The following is a 15,171-nucleotide window of genomic DNA, read 5'->3' on the forward strand; positions in this document are numbered from 1 at the left end:
CGCCTCGCGCCCTGCGGGGCATCTCTAATGCTCGACCAAGAACGCTCGACCAACATCGAAATGCCGACTGCCCTGCGGGGCACCAACCGACGCCTGAATTGCAATACTCGAACAACGCCGAAGTGCCGCATGCACTGCGTGGCACCAACCAACGCCTGTCTTCTAGTCTCCCTTTACTCTTGACCGCCAAAACTTGCTTTGCCGACGATTCTTTGTTACGCTTTCAACAAGGTGGCTGTCACCCACGTGGACGAAGTCCTCGCTGTCGGACGGCATCGCAATGGTGTATTGCGGATAACCATTGCATGCACCGGAGTGGCGGCCGCACACTTTTCTCTCTGCTTGCACGTCAAATCCCGCCACCTCGGTGATGCTTACCGTTATCCGACTGAAATGAACCAACCATTCGCTCCTCCTGATGAAATAGACGGTGCTCGCGTCCTACGCTGGGCATGGTCCGGCAACGAGCCTTTCGGGCAAGTTCCGGGGGCCGACTCACCGGACATCTTCGGATTGGCGATCGCGACTTATAACGACGCGCAGTTCTACAGGTTCTCGTGCGACCGAAACTGGGACTGTATTCAAGATGGGCTCTACGACTCTATCGACGAGGCCATTTCTCAACTACCTGACCAATACCGACACGTTGACGCCGTCTGGGTGTCTATGTCGCATTGATCGGCTTAGCCGACGTGAGCCCACTGCTCTCTTTGATGCTTGCTCGATTCTTACGCGGTAAGCTATACTCTGGTTGGCGTCCCGCCGTTGTTTTCTGCTCGCGCAGCTCTGCTGGTTCGCGGTCCGCCTCGCAACGTATAATCGCGGATAACCATCGGTTGCACCGGAGCGAGGCTTGCGCGTCTTTTCTGATGGTTGACTTTACTCTCCCCGCCCGGTGAACCGCACCGTTATCCGACTGGCCCACGGACACTTGCTCCCCGCCTCGCGCCCTGCGGGGCATAACCAATGCACGACCAACACCGCTTTACTCCAACGCTCGACCAACATCGAAGTGCCGACTGCCCTGCGGGGCATCAACCAACGCCTGAATTCCAATGCTCACTTAATGCCGACTTGCCGGATGCACTGCGTGGCACAACCAAAGCCTGTCTTCGGTTACTCGATTTAACGCTGCCCACCGAAACTTGCTTGACCGACCGCTCTTTGTTACGATCTACCCACGGTGGCTGTCACCCACGGGGACGAAGTCCGCGCCGACGGACCACATCGCAACGGTGTATTGCGGATAACCATTGCATGCACCGGAGTGGCGGCCGCACGCTTTTCTCTCTGCTTGCATGTCAAATCCCGCCACCTCGGTGATGCATACCGTTATCCGACCAGCACTCTGCAACGATATCCTCGACTTAGACGCGTAACGCCAATCCTTGGTGAATCCAATAGCCATGAACCATGATCCATACGCGGCACCCGTGACGATTGCCGACTCTGAACTAACGCGATTTGAGACTTCTGTTCTTCGATCTCTAGTTGTCCGCCATTCTCGACCTGCATTGTTAGGGTACCTTCGCTTCCGCTGTGGATTCGCTTTTACTTGTATTGCATTCGTGGCTTTCATTTACGCTTTTCCTGTTTACACGATCGATCATCCGTCCATTCCTTGGCTTGCAGGTGCTTTTTCACTTGGTCTCGCAACTGGCCTATCCTTCTACTTCATTTCCGAATGCGTAGCAAATGTTCGCGGTTGGCCAATTGTCGATCGTGTGATCGACTGGGATCGCGTAAACGAACTATATCGAAACCCCAAATAATCCATCCCGACTCTCCATGTCCAACGGATAACCAAGCGTTGCTGACGGAGCGGCGGTGGTCGGCTTATTTTTCTGCTTGCACGTCTTCACCCGCCGCCCGCAGAACGCGGACGTTATCCGAGCGGGTGCGCTGTCGTTGATACTTGGCTCCGATTCTTGCAATTTTGTCTGACTTGATTCAACGCTGCCCTGCGGGGCACATCCAGAACTCGGGCTTGCTGTAATCCTGGTTTTTCAATTCTGCGTCACGTCAAATGCAAACAAACACAAACTTTGCGACACCTTGGTCGTTCCGAATTCAATCGTCGAACGTCTTCCAACGTTGCTTGCCGTTAGACTGGACTGGGAACCGAACGCTATAATTTGTGTGGTTTCACACAATGACCTCCGCAATGGTCAATCGCTGGCTGGCGGCATCCCGCCGTTCTCTTTCGCTCACGCGGCGGATACTGGCGACGTCCCGTCGTTGTTTTCCACTCGCGTGGCGGATGGTCGATGCCTGCCGCCAGCTTTCGGTCACTTCGTAACCAAAACCCACGGATAACCAAGCGTTGCTGACGGAGCGGCGGTGGTCGACTTTATTTTTTGCTTGCACGTTCTCACCCGCCGCCCGCAGAACGCGGACGTTATCCGACTGAAATCCGTGCTCCGCCCATTGCTTCAATGCGATTCTCACTACGAACACTGCTGATCTGTACGGCGGCCGCTGCACTCATGATTTTCGCGGCACGCCATTGCCTTGGCCCCGTCGTTCCGGCCTCAACTGCTTCCAAAGTGCGCCCCGGCATGTCTCAACCTGAAGTTCGGGCCATCCTTGGGTCGCCAAACGACGGAATGACCGACGAATCATGGGCCTACGTTCGCGCATTTAACCCTGGCTGGTTTGTCGTTCACTTTGACTCCACTCTCAATGTCTCCTACGTTGACCACGAGACCGTATTTTGACATCATTAGGCAACGCTGCTAGGACGCTAGTTGGCGTGGCGGAGTCCCGCCGTTGTTTCCCCCTCGCGGGGTTCATGCGGGCGACGTCCCGTCGTTATTTCATACTCCCGTGGCGGATGCCCGTTGGCTGCCTTCAGCTTTCGGTCACTTCGTAACCCAAACCCACGGATAACCAAGCGTTGCTGACGGAGCGGCGGTGGTCGGCTTAAGTGTTTGCTTGCACGTCTTCACCCGCCGCCCGCAGAACGCGGACGTTATCCGACTGAATGACTCGAGATCACAATGGATGACGCAACACACAGTGCTAAGTCGTTTACCGCTGCTGTCCTGCTTCCAGTGTGGTTTACGTTTCTCGTTTTCTACGCAACTTCAGGCTCGGCTGAAGGCCCTTCGGAAGGTACGCCAATCATCATTTGTGTAATCGCAATCCTGGCGATCCCCTACGGCTTCGTTTGTGGATTCGTTGGGTGCCCGACTCTTGCTCGCATCTCAGGTGCCAACACAGGGATCCATGCTAGAGTCATCGCCTCGGGGCTCACTATTGCATCCACTACGGCTTTGATTGCGTCCTCAACCCTTGGGCTCCAACGCCTTGGCTTAGCCAACGCTTGGCAAACCGCTACCTATCTTGGTATGATCCTGTTCGTCCCGCCGTTCACGGTTTGCTTCGTGATATACTGCTTCTCGCACCGCCTGGGTGCTCAAACCCAAGACGACGGATAACCATGGGATGCACCGGAGTGGGACTTGCGACCGTTTCCTGATGGTTACCTTTTCCCTTCCCACCCGGTGATCCCGGTCGTTATCCGACTGGGCACACGGATGGGTATTCCCGCTCCGGCACTTTCCGCCGATGAACACCTACTCGATATTTTCACTTTTCGCTGTAACCACGTTCATCGCGGTCGCGTTCTCGGTTGGCCGTATCCTTGGGCCTGCCCCAACTCTCACCGTTTTCGTGATACTCTATTGCGCTGGCCCTATAGTTTGCCGCTTGATCATCGCGTTGACTGCCCGACATATTCGTGTCTCGACTTACACGCTTTTGTTCTCGGTCCTCGCTGCCGGCCTGCTCGTCGCTTACGTCTTCGCTGGTGCCGAAACCGCGTTTCCCTTACTGGTTTGGACCCTGGTTCTCTGGGTTCCACAACTCCTCGTCATGCGATTCCTTTCTTCTTGTCGATCTGGACGACTCTGGTATCTTTACTGGGGCTACACTCACCCTTCCAAGACTCCTGAGACCCATGCGGACGGATAACCATGGGATGCACCGGAGTGGGACTTGCGGCCGTTTCCTGATGGTTACCTTTTCCCTTCCCACCCGGTGATCCCGGTCGTTATCCGACTGAACTTGTCTGCTGCATTGCACTGCGGACCGATCGCTGAACATGGGACAACCACTCTGGCTATCGCTTCTAAACGTTTCTGTCATGCCAACTGCAATCGGCGTGCTTGCCATGCTCTATTCGCGTGATTGGCTTGGCTGGCCGACCTGGCTAGTGATACCGCTTTTTCCATTCTTTTGGCTGCTCGGATTCTGCATCTGGACCCTAGCCGTCGGCGGTCTATTGGCACTACGACCACCCCTAGCTGGCCCTGTACACTCTCATCCACCTTGTCCGACCTGCTCTCATCCGCTCGCGACACAATTTGCTCGGCAATGCTTGCATTGCGGTGCTGATTGGCACGGGCCCGAACTGCAAGACTCGACGGATAACCATGACATGCACCGGAGTGGCGGTGGTTAGCGTTTTGGTTTGCTTGCAAGTCTTTCGCCGCCACCCGGTGATGTCCACCGTTATCCGACTGAGCCGCGGACACTCGCTACCCGCCTCGCGCCCTGCGGGGCACAACCAACGCACGACCAATACCGCTTTGCGCCCAACGGTCGACCAGCATCGACGTGCCGACTGCCCTGCGGGGCATCAACCAACGCCTGAATTCCAATGCTCAACTAATGCCGACGTGCCGGATGCACTGCGTGGCACAACCAACGCCTGTCCTTGTACACTCCATTTACTGCTGCTCGCCGAAACTTGCTTGAACGCCCGCTCTTTGTTACGCTTTCATCACGGTGATTGTCACCCACGGGGACGAAGTCCGCGCTGACGGAGCCTATCGCGATGGTGTTTTGCGGATAACCATTGCATGCACCGGAGTGGCGGCCGCACACTTTTCTCTCTGCTTGCACGTCAAACCCCGCCACCTCGGTGATGCATACCGTTATCCGACTGAAATCGCAATGAAAACTATCCGTGTGCTAGCGATTCTCGCCTTTGCTGCTGTTGGTTGCAGCTTTCCGCTGCTAAACCCGAATCGCGAAGGATTCGCTCCTTGGGAAAAACTACCGGGCGGCAACGGCATCACTTGGGTCAACAAATACACGCACGACCCAGGCATCGACCCTCTTTACCTTGCATCATTCCGCTTCGATGATGAAACTGCCTTGCAGTTGATTGTCGAAACATTCGGCCTTTCGCCACTTCCTGCCGATACTGACGTCGCGACATTCACCGAAACGATGCCCGATCCGATCGACTGGTTTCCGCTTCCAAACGTTTCTTCAACGTATGTATTTGCCGACTCGAATTCTTACCCCGGTGGTAACCGCGAATACGTTTCTAACCTGTGGGTGGACTCGACGCAGAACCTCGCTATCATTGAACGCACTTGGTGGTAGCTATGCTCGAACCAAGACGGCGGATAACCATGGGATGCACCGGAGTACGGCTTGCGCGATTTTCTGTGATGGTTGACTTTTCTCTCCGTACCCGGTGATCCCGACCGTTATCCGACTGAAATCCATGAGACACCGCCGATTGCTTGCACTCACGTCTGTTGCATTGCTGCTCGCCTGGTCGGCGTTTGTTGGATTTGGTTACGCGATTCACCGATTGGAACATCGTCAAATTGCGACCGAACTCCTGATGGAAGGACGAACTTTTTACACGCTTCCCAATCCTCTATCCCCAGGAACTTCTGTGGATGGTGAGGAACGACGTCTGGTCGTCGGTGTATCCGATGAGAACTTTCTGGTCTGTAGCATTGTTCGCAACACACAGGCAACGGATTTGCGATCGAAATGGAAGGTAGACACATGCTATCGCCCCGATCTTGACAAGACGCATCCACGGCATCCAATATGGAAACCACTGGACGAATTCCCGACCGACGCCGACCTTGCCTTATTCCGCTCTGAAGCACTTTCCCAGTCTTGGGTCCGCTGGGATTGCCCTGACGGCACCGACCCAATACCGGCGGATAACCATGACATGCACCGGAGTGGCGGTGGTTAGCTTTTTCGTTTGCTTGCAAGTCTTTCGCCGCCACCCGGTGATGTCTACCGTTATCCGACTGAGCGTTGCACCAATATCCACGACAATTTAAGCATCGCAATGACTAACGCCGACGCATCCAAACTGCCGAACTTCTCCGGTAAGGTCTTGTCAATCTCCACGATGGACGACGAAAGCAGCCATGACATGGCGGACCCCAGATTTGAAATGCAAGCTGATCGACTGTTCATTGTCGGAACCTCGCCCGATGGCTCCTCTGAATCAAATTGGTGCGCTGGGGCCAAACTGGCAGTCGCTTGGGATCGTGTTACCGACTACTATATTTTCGACTCTACTGATCATTACGCAAGCGCCATTGCGATCAGCCGACGGCCCGATGTGGGTTCTGGCGACTGACGGACTTGCCATCGACTCCAGCATGGTGACTTTTCTCTGCTATTTTGCTCGAGATTCGACCAATGTCCGCTAAACTAACGGATAACCATGGGTTGCACCGGAGCCGGGCTTGCGGGCTTTTCCTGATGGTTGACTTTTCCCTCCCGGCCCGGTGAACCCGACCGTTATCCGACAGAGCTGCGGACACTTGTTGCCCGCCTCACGCCCTGCGGGGCACAACCTACGCACGCCCAAACCCGCTTTGCCTCCAACGCTCGATAAATACTCAAGTCCAGACTGCCCTGCGGGGCATCAACCGACGCCCGAATTCCAATGCTCAATCAATGCTGAAGTGCCGGATGCACTGCGTGGCACCAACCAACGCCTGTCCGTGGACACTCAATATACCGCCGATCGCCGAAACTTGCTTGAACGTCCGCTCTTTGCTACGATTTGAAACTGGTGATTGTCACCCAGGTGGACGAAGCCCGCGCTGACGAACCGCATCGCAATGGTGTGTTACGGATAACCATTGCATGCACCGGAGTGGCGGCCGCACACTTTTCTCTCTGCTTGCACGTCAAATCCCGCCACCTCGGTGATGCATACCGTTATCCGACTGAAATGCCCATGACACTGATTGGAGACAAACGCTCGTTCGCCTTTGAGACTTCGCCGTGTGACGAACACGCTCCGGACGAATTCTTGACTGTTGACATCTTTGTCGCGGACAAACTGCTCACAATTCTCGACAACGCGGCGTATGTTCCCCAATTTTGTGGCGATATCGACGCGGAGCAAAACCACCGCCGGCACGACCTGACATGGCTGCAACGCCGGGACGACCTTACTGGCATGGACCTGACCCAAGCCCACCTTTACCTCACCAAGACCGAACACTGGTCCCAGTTTCTGAACTGGGGCCCGACTACGGACGACATCTCTTGCCATCTTATCATCTTCCGTGAATCGCTCTGGATCACCGCATTCCTTTATTCGGAGAACCCGGACTATGACACGAATGACCCGGTCGTACACGGTTGCAAGGTGTCACCGTTCGACTTAATCTCAATACTCCAATCTCAATCTGCGCTAATGCGGAAGACGGCGGATAACCATCGCATGCACCGGAGCGGCGGTGGTTAACTTTTTGGTTTGCTTGCAAGTCTTTCGCCGCCGCCCGGTGATGCGTACCGTTATCCGACTGAAATGCATGGAACTCACGCCCGACCAGCAACAGTTCGTCGAATCCTTGCGTTCGCACAAAAGAACACTGCACGAACTCCGAATGCAAGCTCAATCGCTGCCCCGCTCTTTGCGTGCCGGCGCGTTACTCCATGTGTTCGTTGACTCGAACGACTATGGCGATCAACAGACTGCGGGGCGGCTGCTCGTCGATCTGCAACCCACCTGCCCGCATCCGCTCGAAGACGTGCTCGACGCGATTGCGCCGACTTGGAACGTCAGCGTCGAGGAACTGCCCTTCTATCTGTCCGACGTTTTTGGCCCTAAACTTGTTGCTGACACCGCACTGACACTGGCATCTCGGTTCGACGAAAGCGACCGAAGGAACCGTGCCTTGGGGACGGTCGCTTGGTGGCTTAAACGCCGCATCCAAGACGGCGGATAACCATGGGTTGCACCGGAGCGGGGCTTGCGGCCGTTTTCAAATGGAACACTTTACTCTCCCCGCCCGGTGAACCCGGACGTTATCCGACTGAGCCGCGGACATTGTCTGCCTTCCTCGCGCCCTGCGGGGCACAACCCATGCTCGACCAAATCCGCTTTGCCCCCAACACTCGATCAATACTCAAGTCCAGACTGCCCTGCAGGGCATCAACCGAAGCCCGAATTCCAATGCTCAAACAAAACCGAAGTGCCGGATGCACTGCGTGGCACAACCAACGCCTGTCCTTGTACACTCGATTTACTGCTGCTCGCCGAAACTTGCTTGGCTGACCACTCTTTGTTACTATTTAAACACGGTGCATGACACCTACGTGGACGAAGTCCGCGCTGACGGACGGCATCGCAATGGTGTTTTGCGGATAACAAATAAGTCTTTGACATCGCGAGCTTGCGAGCCGATGTTCAAGGACTCGGTTCAAGTAGCCCGGCTATTCAGCCTTGGGATTTGCTTCGTCCGAGTGAAGATGACGACCTGAAGAAGGTTTGACTAAGGCCACCAGTGAAGACACGGGATTGCACCGGAGACGACCAGTGCTCAAACAGAATGAGGCTGGGGGACTGGATCCTATGTTTTTGACGCTCTGGATTGATGCACGTGCGCATCTCCACCGGTCGCACTCGAGGTGTCGATTCGCTTCTAACGGTTGAGTGGATTGGATCAAGCGTCATCTATCCTGTATCACGATAGGGTGGCGGGCGACTGTACAGGGCGTGGCCCAACGAGTCGGTCACGAGAACCGCTCGGAGTTCGCCGCCGCACTCCTTGCACAGAGATTTCTTGCGTCGAGGAGGCACCGGACTCGCCAACATCAGCGTGAACGCCCAACCCAATGCGATCGCCAGGAGCCAACGAACTTCCTCAGGAGAGATTCCGCTGTTGGGACTCATCCAGCCGTAGTAGCGGATCTTCTGCAGCCGAGACGGCAACACGTGCTGTGCGAAGCCTCCTACGAACTGGTGACCAGAGACCGAGCGTGTCTTGCTCTGACGCGACTTCGAGGGCGTGTAGCGGAAGGTCACGGTTTTCTCATCGACCGAAACGATTCGGTTGTCGCTGATCGCGACCCGGTGAACGTAGGGAGCTAAGTATTTCAGCACACTTCGCCCGTCACCGACCGCACGGATGTCTACGATCCATTTCTTCTTCCAGACGGATGCGTCGACTTGATCATAAAGCCCCAACTCACGCAGATGATCAGCGAACTTCGCTTTGTAAACTCGACATGCGGTGCCGTGATCGAACAGGAAGTTCTCTGCGGTCTGTTGCCAACGATCCAGTTTCTTATTGACTCCTCCACCGGGAACCACAAAGTGAACGTGCGGATGATAGACCGTCGGGTCGCGGCCCCAGGTATGAAGCACGCCAAAGAATCCTAATTCACAGCCCTTCAGCGACCGGGTCGCCGAGCCTACGTCGCGGATCGTTTCGCTGCCACAAGCAAAGATCGCCGCGTAACCCTCTCGCTGGTTGCTGCGCAGCAGCGACCGCAGTTCCTCGGGAACTGTGAACGTGACCAGAAAATGATGCACCGGTAGCAACCGATCAGTCTGCTTGGCCAACCAATCGGATGTCTTGTTCTTTTGGCAATTCGGGCAGTGGCGGTTGCCACAACTGCGGCCGACCCAATGATCGCTGCCGCAGGAGTCGCACTGAAACTGCACACCGCCCAGTTCGCCGGTCCGGCAACGCGTGATGCACCCGAGCACCTTGCGGTGACCCAGTGGCACGCGATCGCCAAACCTTTCCAAGTACTCCGGTGCGTGGACTCTCAGAGCCAGGGCAACCGAAGACACTGGTGTCCTAGCGAACGAAGATCTTTTCGATCACCTGCCTCGCGTTGGCCTCGCCCGTCTCGCTCAGGTGCAGGTAGATCATGGTCGTTTGCAGTGAGCTATGACCGAGAGCCTGTTGGATGAATTTCAAGCTCACGCCAGCTTCGAGTAAGTGGGTGGCATAGGAATGCCGCAACGTGTGGAGACTGACTTTTTTGCCGAAGTCGATCTTTGTGGTGATCAGCTTCATGGCACCTTGGACCGCCGCTTCGCTCATCGGCGTCTTGGCGACACTGACACCCTTCTTGGCAAGCGTATGATTACGGCCATCGGCTGGAAACAACCACCGCTTGTTGCGGTGAGTCACCCAGTACTCTCGTAGCATCAAGAGTGTCGAAGTTGGTAACGTAATGTAGCGATCCTTGGCCCCTTTGCCGCGATGAATATGAACGAGACCTCTGGCTGCATCAATGTCACCCACTTGTAGATGCAGTCCTTCATTGAGCCGCAGTCCCAGCGAGTACACGGTCCAAAAGTAGGTCCTCATCCGCAGCGTGGTCGTTGCATCGACAATCTGGTGAACCTGCTTGATGGTGATCACTTCAGGCAGGGCGTTGATGCTCTGTAGCCTGAGTAGATCGAGCGAGGGAAATTCTCGCCGACAGGTATTGCGATAGAAGAACCGAATCCCCGCGAGTGAAACGCGAAGGGAGCCATTGGCGAACCGCCGATCGTTCTTCAAGTGCAAGAAATACTCACGAATGTGATCGTCGCAAACTTCTTCGGGCGAGCGTTTGAGGAACTCGGCAAGTTGCCTGACCGCTCGGACGTACGCCTTGACGGTTCGGTCTGCCATGCCCTGAAGCTGCAGATCATCGGAGAGCCGCTTACGTAGCGACTCCGGGAAGAAACTTGGGTTGGACTTGGACGGATTAAATCGCTTAGACTTGCTCATGTGGGGGATCCTCTGAGAGAATGTAAGCCGAACTCCCAGTGAGTTCGGATCTACCAAAGGGTTCCTCACGTTTTCAATCCACACGCCCCGCCGCGAAGCGGCTTACTTGAACCAACGGTTGCAACGGAGCGGCGGCCGACACCGTTTTTGTTTGCTTGCAAGTCTACCCCCGCCGCCCGCTGAACCGAACCGTTATCCGACTGAAGCACATTCATGAAACCAATCTCAGCACTTATTCTCCTCGCAGCGGCAATCGGCTGCAACACTGTCACGGTTGACAAGCCATTTGGCGATCCAGCGGACGCATCTGTCTGCCGCTCGCTTTGTGGCGACTGGTCTACAAGTGGCGGAGACGTTTACCGACTTGAACCTGCATCCGCTTCAGAGCTAACCGTCACGATGCCAGGACGCGTTCCGCCAGCGAAAGGTGCCGCACAAGAGTCTGGGCGATTGCTCGTGAGGAACGTCGGTGATATGACACTGATCTTTGCGTCGCCACAACCCGCAACCGAAGGCCATTTCGTAATTGCTTGGCTTGATCGCCTAAGCGATGATGCCATCTCACTTCGGATTTGTAATCCAGGAATGTTCCGAACCTCCGTCGAGGATGGTGCGTTAGATGGCAAGATCGTCGAACGCGAAGGACGCCCTTTCAAGGTGCGACTAGTTGCTACCGAACGACTCTACGACCTGCTGCGATCACCAAGGGGCCCCGAGTTTTTCACGAAATCCAACGATGCCCCATTCCGCCTTGTCTCAAAACTATCCGGCGGATAACCAACGGTTGCAACGGAGTGGCGGTGGTTGCCGTTCTTGTTTGCTTGCAAGTCTTCACCCGCCACCCGCTGAACCGGACCGTTATCCGAGTGAAATGCGACACATCTTCAAATGACATCCATGACACTCGAAGGCGCCAGAGGCGCGAAGCTTGGTCGTGTTCGCATTGTCGATTCGACGATGGCGCATGACATCTACACTCCTGGCCAAAAATTTGTCGTTGAAAACCCTGTCTTAATCGGCGAACAACAACTTAGCGAACTGTTTGCGAAAATGCGATCGTTCTGGCCTCCGACTGACCCGGCAATTCTCGACTCAATTCGTTGTGGCGAATACAAACCGAAGCGTGGTCGGCCGGACATTGGCTTCCATCTATTCGGCGATGTCGGTGCCGACGAAGGGTTCGTGGTATCTTGGGATGCGGGTACGATTCGCGGCACCGCAAATGGTTTTCTTCTAATTCTTGAGATGGACCCGTCAATGGACGGATACTGCAAACTACGTTCTTCCATTGATCACATAGTTGACCGATCGAACGAATGCGGATAACCATCGCATGCACCGGAGCGGCGGTGGTCATCTTTTTTGTTTGCTTGCAAGTCTTTCGCCGCCGCCCGGTGATGCGTAACGTTATCCGATCTGAGCCTCCGAGCCTCTTCATGGACACATCGCCATACGCTTCGCCGATCCTCCACCCTGATTCATCCATGCCGTCCGCAACCCGATTGCTCGACACCCTCTGCTTCGTCATCAATTTCGCGTTCGCGACACTCTTCTTTATGGCATGCGTCATCTCGATTGGTGCTGCTGATAACCCCTTCGCCTTCATTGGCGGTTTCTTGTTTGTTCTCCCTGTCGCCTGCTATGCAATCGCCGAATGGCTATGCTGGTATCGCAGACGCTACTGGCTCTTTCGCCCTCTCGGTATACTCAATCTCTTGCTTGCAGCGTTCTTCGTGTTTGGGCTCGTTACCAACGTTGGCGAGGCGTTTATAGCCGAGGATCCGATTGATCCGCTGTTTTTGCTGTTCTTTGGCCTTGGCTTTGCGGTCGTCGCGGGATATCTTGCTTGGTGTGGTTGGCGTCGCATCCACACATCCGCAACTTCATCCGACGCGATCCCTGACGGCGGATAACCATGGGATGCACCGGAGTACGGCTTGCGCGATTTTCTGTGATGGTTGACTTTTCTCTCCGTACCCGGTGATCCCGGCCGTTATCCGACTGCATGCTGTTTAGCTCGTTCTTCGTTTGACCGGCCAACCCTTGGCCGAATTTTGGGGACGGCCAACCAATGGTCATGTTTGCTAATGTCTTTCCACGGTGAATGGCATTGGATTTAGTTTGACTATCGTATCGGTGGTAAATGCATTGGCGATTCTCACTGCGGATGCAAAGGGAATGCCACGATCGACGTTTTGTTCACTCTTCCATGTCTTCGATCGCGTCATGCCCTTTGCTTCCTTCCCTCCCAGGGTAGATTTTGGGACACCACTACGCTCGGTCCTGCTTTTCCCTGGTTTTGACGTGCACACATCCGACTTGAAGCGTGCAGGCTTTCAGTGGCGATCGGATAACCAACGCGTGCACCGGAGCCGGTCTTGCGGACGTTTTGGTTCGGTTTTTCCCTTTATTCTTCCGGCCCGGTGACGCTGGGCGTTATCCGACTGAATCAACCACTACTGTCTTGCTGACGTAATCGACTGTCAGCTTGCATTTTTCAAGCAACGCCGTTCCGAGCAGTGGGAACTTTCCTTCGTTGGCGACAACCTGAACTGGAATCAACTCTCCAAACCAGTCCAGATACGCGACAAATGTCTCGAGCGTCACCTTTGTTCCGTCGGCAAGAACCGCCTCCGTCTCGACCAACGTCTCTAGCTCAAGGTCTCTTATCAACTTCGATGAGAATACGAAGTGACCATCAAACGCCGTATCCACCCATGCAATGACTGAAGCCGAATCGTCCCTGAACTTTGCTCGAACACCTACTTCAAGCAATGCACGATTGCTGTCGTCTACGTTTCCGTTCACCGGGTTGCCGCTCCGATATGCACGGCCGCTTCGTGCCCAACACGAATCACAAACGACTTCTTTTCGGGGTGGGCTGCTTTTGCCGCCATCGCTGCTTCGATGAACGTCGCCGCGATGTACGCTTTTCGCGATTCCGGCTCTATCGCGACGAAATCACCTTGATTCTCGGCCTCCAGTCGTTCCCGAAAATCTGACTCGTAAACCGATTTTGCTTCTGCTGCTACTGACATTTGACTCTCCTGTCACGTGGAGCCTATATTCTACATCACTGGCGTCAATTGCACGATACTCGGCTGACCTGCCTCTCTGGCATTCCCCATCGGGACCGGATAACCATGACATGCACCGGAGTGGCGGTGGTTAGCTTTTCCATTTGCTTGCAAATCGTTTGCCGCCACCCGGTGATGTCTACCGTTATCCGACTGAACCGCGGACATTTGCTGCCTTCCTCGCGCCCTGCGGGGCACAACCAACGCACAACCAACGCACAACCAACGCACAACCAACGCACGGCCAATACCGCTTTGCCCCGACGCTCAACCAATACTCAAGTGCCGACTGCCCTGCGGGGCATCAACCAACGCCTGAACTACAAGTCTCGACCAACGCCGATGTGCCGGATGCACTGCGTGGCACCAACCAACGCCTGTATTCGAGCACTCGATTTGCTGTCCCTCGCCAAAACTTGCTTGACCAACGAAACTTTGCTACGATTTGAACAGGGTGATTGTCACCTACGTGGACGAAGTCCGCGCTGACGGACCGCATCGCAATGGTGGTTTGCGGATAACCATTGCATGCACCGGAGTGGCGGCCGCACACTTTTCTCTCTGCTTGCACGTCAAATCCCGCCACCTCGGTGATGCTTGCCGTTATCCGACTGAATCATGCTGAATAGACGCCGCATCGCATATGCATTCCTTGCCGTGTTCGCGCTGCTCGCGGGTGGTTTCGGCTTCCTTTACGTCGCCCTTGCTCCGTTCGCACAACGGGACGCCGATGCGCGTGCTGCATTTGGCCCAATCGCAAGCCTACAGCCGGAAATACTTGACAACGCTTTCGGCGTGTACATTGTTCGGTTCACGCCGGACTCGTTTCTAACTGACCGCAACGTGTCGCAACTATTGTCACTGAATCGCATCCCTAATGACTCGGACCTTACGTTGATGATCGAAACGCAATCGGTGACTGACGAATCTGTGACCGTGATTCGCCAACTTACCTCCGTCGACCGCCTGCATCTCAATCGAACCTCCATTTCCGCGGATGGCATTGCCTTGCTGGTTTCATCGCTACCAGATTGCACGCTATCATTCTCGGCAACGGACGCTGCTGACGGAGGATAACCATCGCATGCACCGGAGTGGCGGCCGCACGCTCTCCTCTCTGCTTGCACGTCAAATCCCGCCACCTCGGTGATGCATACCGTTATCCGACTGAGCCGCGGACATTTGCTGCCCGCCTTACGCCCTGCGGGGCACAACCAACGCACGACAAATACCGCTTTGCCCCCATTGCTCGAACTACACCGAAGTGCCGACTGCCCTGCGGGGCACCA

General features: G+C 55.3%; 19 protein-coding genes. 14 read left to right on the top strand and 5 right to left on the bottom strand.

Features of this window, described 5'->3' with window-relative positions:
- Positions 1-231: 231 nt before the first annotated feature.
- Both RC85_RS28305 and RC85_RS27595 read left to right on the top strand, forming a co-directional pair.
- Entirely contained in the window at positions 232-678 is a 447-nt protein-coding gene (locus RC85_RS28305; RefSeq protein WP_202907971.1) for a hypothetical protein, read from the top strand.
- Between the two features lie 505 nt (positions 679-1,183).
- Positions 1,184-1,417, top strand: coding sequence for a hypothetical protein (locus tag RC85_RS27595; RefSeq protein ID WP_149752490.1), 234 nt, complete (start codon positions 1,184-1,186; stop codon positions 1,415-1,417).
- 728 nt (positions 1,418-2,145) lie between these two features.
- On the opposite strand, the gene RC85_RS21180 is transcribed toward RC85_RS27595, so the two are convergent.
- Positions 2,146-2,436 carry a hypothetical protein gene (locus RC85_RS21180; protein WP_068266567.1) on the bottom strand — a complete coding sequence of 97 codons (291 nt, stop codon included), beginning with the start codon at positions 2,434-2,436 and terminating at the stop codon, positions 2,146-2,148.
- A gap of 50 nt (positions 2,437-2,486) precedes the next feature.
- Here RC85_RS21180 and bamE point away from each other — a divergent pair, with 50 nt between their 5' ends.
- The 7 genes from bamE (at position 2,487) to RC85_RS27605 (ending at position 8,553) form a co-directional block, all read left to right on the top strand.
- The gene (gene bamE, locus RC85_RS29075; RefSeq protein ID WP_420852607.1) at positions 2,487-2,717 is read left to right on the top strand and encodes an outer membrane protein assembly factor BamE domain-containing protein; all 231 of its coding nucleotides are present in this window, start codon (positions 2,487-2,489) and stop codon (positions 2,715-2,717) included.
- A gap of 2,074 nt (positions 2,718-4,791) precedes the next feature.
- Entirely contained in the window at positions 4,792-5,397 is a 606-nt protein-coding gene (locus tag RC85_RS21195; protein ID WP_149752488.1) for a hypothetical protein, read from the top strand.
- Positions 5,398-5,521: 124 nt separating this feature from the next.
- A complete protein-coding gene (locus RC85_RS21200) occupies positions 5,522-6,013 on the top strand; it encodes a hypothetical protein (protein WP_084422911.1) in 492 nt (163 codons plus the stop codon).
- Positions 6,014-6,022: 9 nt separating this feature from the next.
- Positions 6,023-6,409 (top strand): hypothetical protein, encoded by a 387-nt coding sequence (locus RC85_RS21205; RefSeq protein ID WP_149752487.1) that lies wholly within the window; start codon positions 6,023-6,025, stop codon positions 6,407-6,409.
- A 441-nt stretch (positions 6,410-6,850) separates the two neighbouring features.
- Positions 6,851-7,534 carry a hypothetical protein gene (locus RC85_RS21210; RefSeq protein ID WP_157593991.1) on the top strand — a complete coding sequence of 228 codons (684 nt, stop codon included), beginning with the start codon at positions 6,851-6,853 and terminating at the stop codon, positions 7,532-7,534.
- Positions 7,535-7,601: 67 nt separating this feature from the next.
- Positions 7,602-8,018 (top strand): hypothetical protein, encoded by a 417-nt coding sequence (locus RC85_RS21215; protein ID WP_068266585.1) that lies wholly within the window; start codon positions 7,602-7,604, stop codon positions 8,016-8,018.
- A 355-nt stretch (positions 8,019-8,373) separates the two neighbouring features.
- A complete protein-coding gene (locus tag RC85_RS27605) occupies positions 8,374-8,553 on the top strand; it encodes a hypothetical protein (protein WP_149753317.1) in 180 nt (59 codons plus the stop codon).
- 193 nt (positions 8,554-8,746) lie between these two features.
- Here the strand turns inward: RC85_RS27605 and RC85_RS21220 are convergent, their stop codons facing one another.
- The gene (locus tag RC85_RS21220) at positions 8,747-9,871 is read right to left on the bottom strand and encodes an IS91 family transposase (RefSeq protein ID WP_068266588.1); all 1,125 of its coding nucleotides are present in this window, start codon (positions 9,869-9,871) and stop codon (positions 8,747-8,749) included.
- 7 nt (positions 9,872-9,878) lie between these two features.
- Positions 9,879-10,805, bottom strand: a complete 927-nt coding sequence (locus tag RC85_RS21225) for a site-specific integrase (RefSeq protein ID WP_084422912.1) — start codon at positions 10,803-10,805, stop codon at positions 9,879-9,881.
- A 213-nt stretch (positions 10,806-11,018) separates the two neighbouring features.
- Between RC85_RS21225 and RC85_RS21230 the strand changes: the two genes are divergently transcribed.
- From RC85_RS21230 to RC85_RS21240, 3 genes are all read left to right on the top strand, one after another.
- The gene (locus tag RC85_RS21230) at positions 11,019-11,582 is read left to right on the top strand and encodes a hypothetical protein (protein WP_068266591.1); all 564 of its coding nucleotides are present in this window, start codon (positions 11,019-11,021) and stop codon (positions 11,580-11,582) included.
- 120 nt (positions 11,583-11,702) lie between these two features.
- The gene (locus RC85_RS21235; RefSeq protein WP_068266594.1) at positions 11,703-12,131 is read left to right on the top strand and encodes a hypothetical protein; all 429 of its coding nucleotides are present in this window, start codon (positions 11,703-11,705) and stop codon (positions 12,129-12,131) included.
- A gap of 158 nt (positions 12,132-12,289) precedes the next feature.
- On the top strand, positions 12,290-12,718 hold the full coding sequence (locus RC85_RS21240; RefSeq protein WP_160148283.1) for a hypothetical protein: 429 nt from the start codon (positions 12,290-12,292) through the stop codon (positions 12,716-12,718).
- A gap of 523 nt (positions 12,719-13,241) precedes the next feature.
- On the opposite strand, the gene RC85_RS21245 is transcribed toward RC85_RS21240, so the two are convergent.
- Positions 13,242-13,613, bottom strand: a complete 372-nt coding sequence (locus RC85_RS21245; RefSeq protein ID WP_068266600.1) for a pepsin/retropepsin-like aspartic protease family protein — start codon at positions 13,611-13,613, stop codon at positions 13,242-13,244.
- Positions 13,610-13,843, bottom strand: coding sequence for a hypothetical protein (locus RC85_RS21250; RefSeq protein WP_068266605.1), 234 nt, complete (start codon positions 13,841-13,843; stop codon positions 13,610-13,612). The genes RC85_RS21245 and RC85_RS21250 overlap by 4 nt, the downstream gene beginning before the upstream one ends.
- A 493-nt stretch (positions 13,844-14,336) precedes the next feature.
- Between RC85_RS21250 and RC85_RS27035 the strand changes: the two genes are divergently transcribed.
- Positions 14,337-14,507, top strand: coding sequence for a hypothetical protein (locus tag RC85_RS27035; protein WP_157593993.1), 171 nt, complete (start codon positions 14,337-14,339; stop codon positions 14,505-14,507).
- Positions 14,501-14,959: a hypothetical protein gene (locus RC85_RS21260; protein WP_068266611.1), complete on the top strand. Its 459-nt coding sequence runs from the start codon at positions 14,501-14,503 to the stop codon at positions 14,957-14,959. The genes RC85_RS27035 and RC85_RS21260 overlap by 7 nt, the downstream gene beginning before the upstream one ends.
- The last annotated feature ends 212 nt before the right edge of the window (positions 14,960-15,171 follow it).

Source organism: Rubripirellula obstinata, assembly GCF_001642955.1.
Lineage (GTDB): Bacteria > Planctomycetota > Planctomycetia > Pirellulales > Pirellulaceae > Rubripirellula > Rubripirellula obstinata.

Coding starts and splice junctions, on each gene's coding strand:
- bamE (WP_420852607.1), top strand. CDS start 2,487: ATGATTTTCGCGGCACGCCATTGCCTTGGCCCCGTCGTTCCGGCCTCA.
- RC85_RS21200 (WP_084422911.1), top strand. CDS start 5,522: ATGAGACACCGCCGATTGCTTGCACTCACGTCTGTTGCATTGCTGCTC.
- RC85_RS21215 (WP_068266585.1), top strand. CDS start 7,602: ATGGAACTCACGCCCGACCAGCAACAGTTCGTCGAATCCTTGCGTTCG.
- RC85_RS21225 (WP_084422912.1), bottom strand. CDS start 10,805: ATGAGCAAGTCTAAGCGATTTAATCCGTCCAAGTCCAACCCAAGTTTC.
- RC85_RS21230 (WP_068266591.1), top strand. CDS start 11,019: ATGAAACCAATCTCAGCACTTATTCTCCTCGCAGCGGCAATCGGCTGC.
- RC85_RS21235 (WP_068266594.1), top strand. CDS start 11,703: ATGACACTCGAAGGCGCCAGAGGCGCGAAGCTTGGTCGTGTTCGCATT.
- RC85_RS21240 (WP_160148283.1), top strand. CDS start 12,290: ATGCCGTCCGCAACCCGATTGCTCGACACCCTCTGCTTCGTCATCAAT.
- RC85_RS21250 (WP_068266605.1), bottom strand. CDS start 13,843: ATGTCAGTAGCAGCAGAAGCAAAATCGGTTTACGAGTCAGATTTTCGG.
- RC85_RS21260 (WP_068266611.1), top strand. CDS start 14,501: ATGCTGAATAGACGCCGCATCGCATATGCATTCCTTGCCGTGTTCGCG.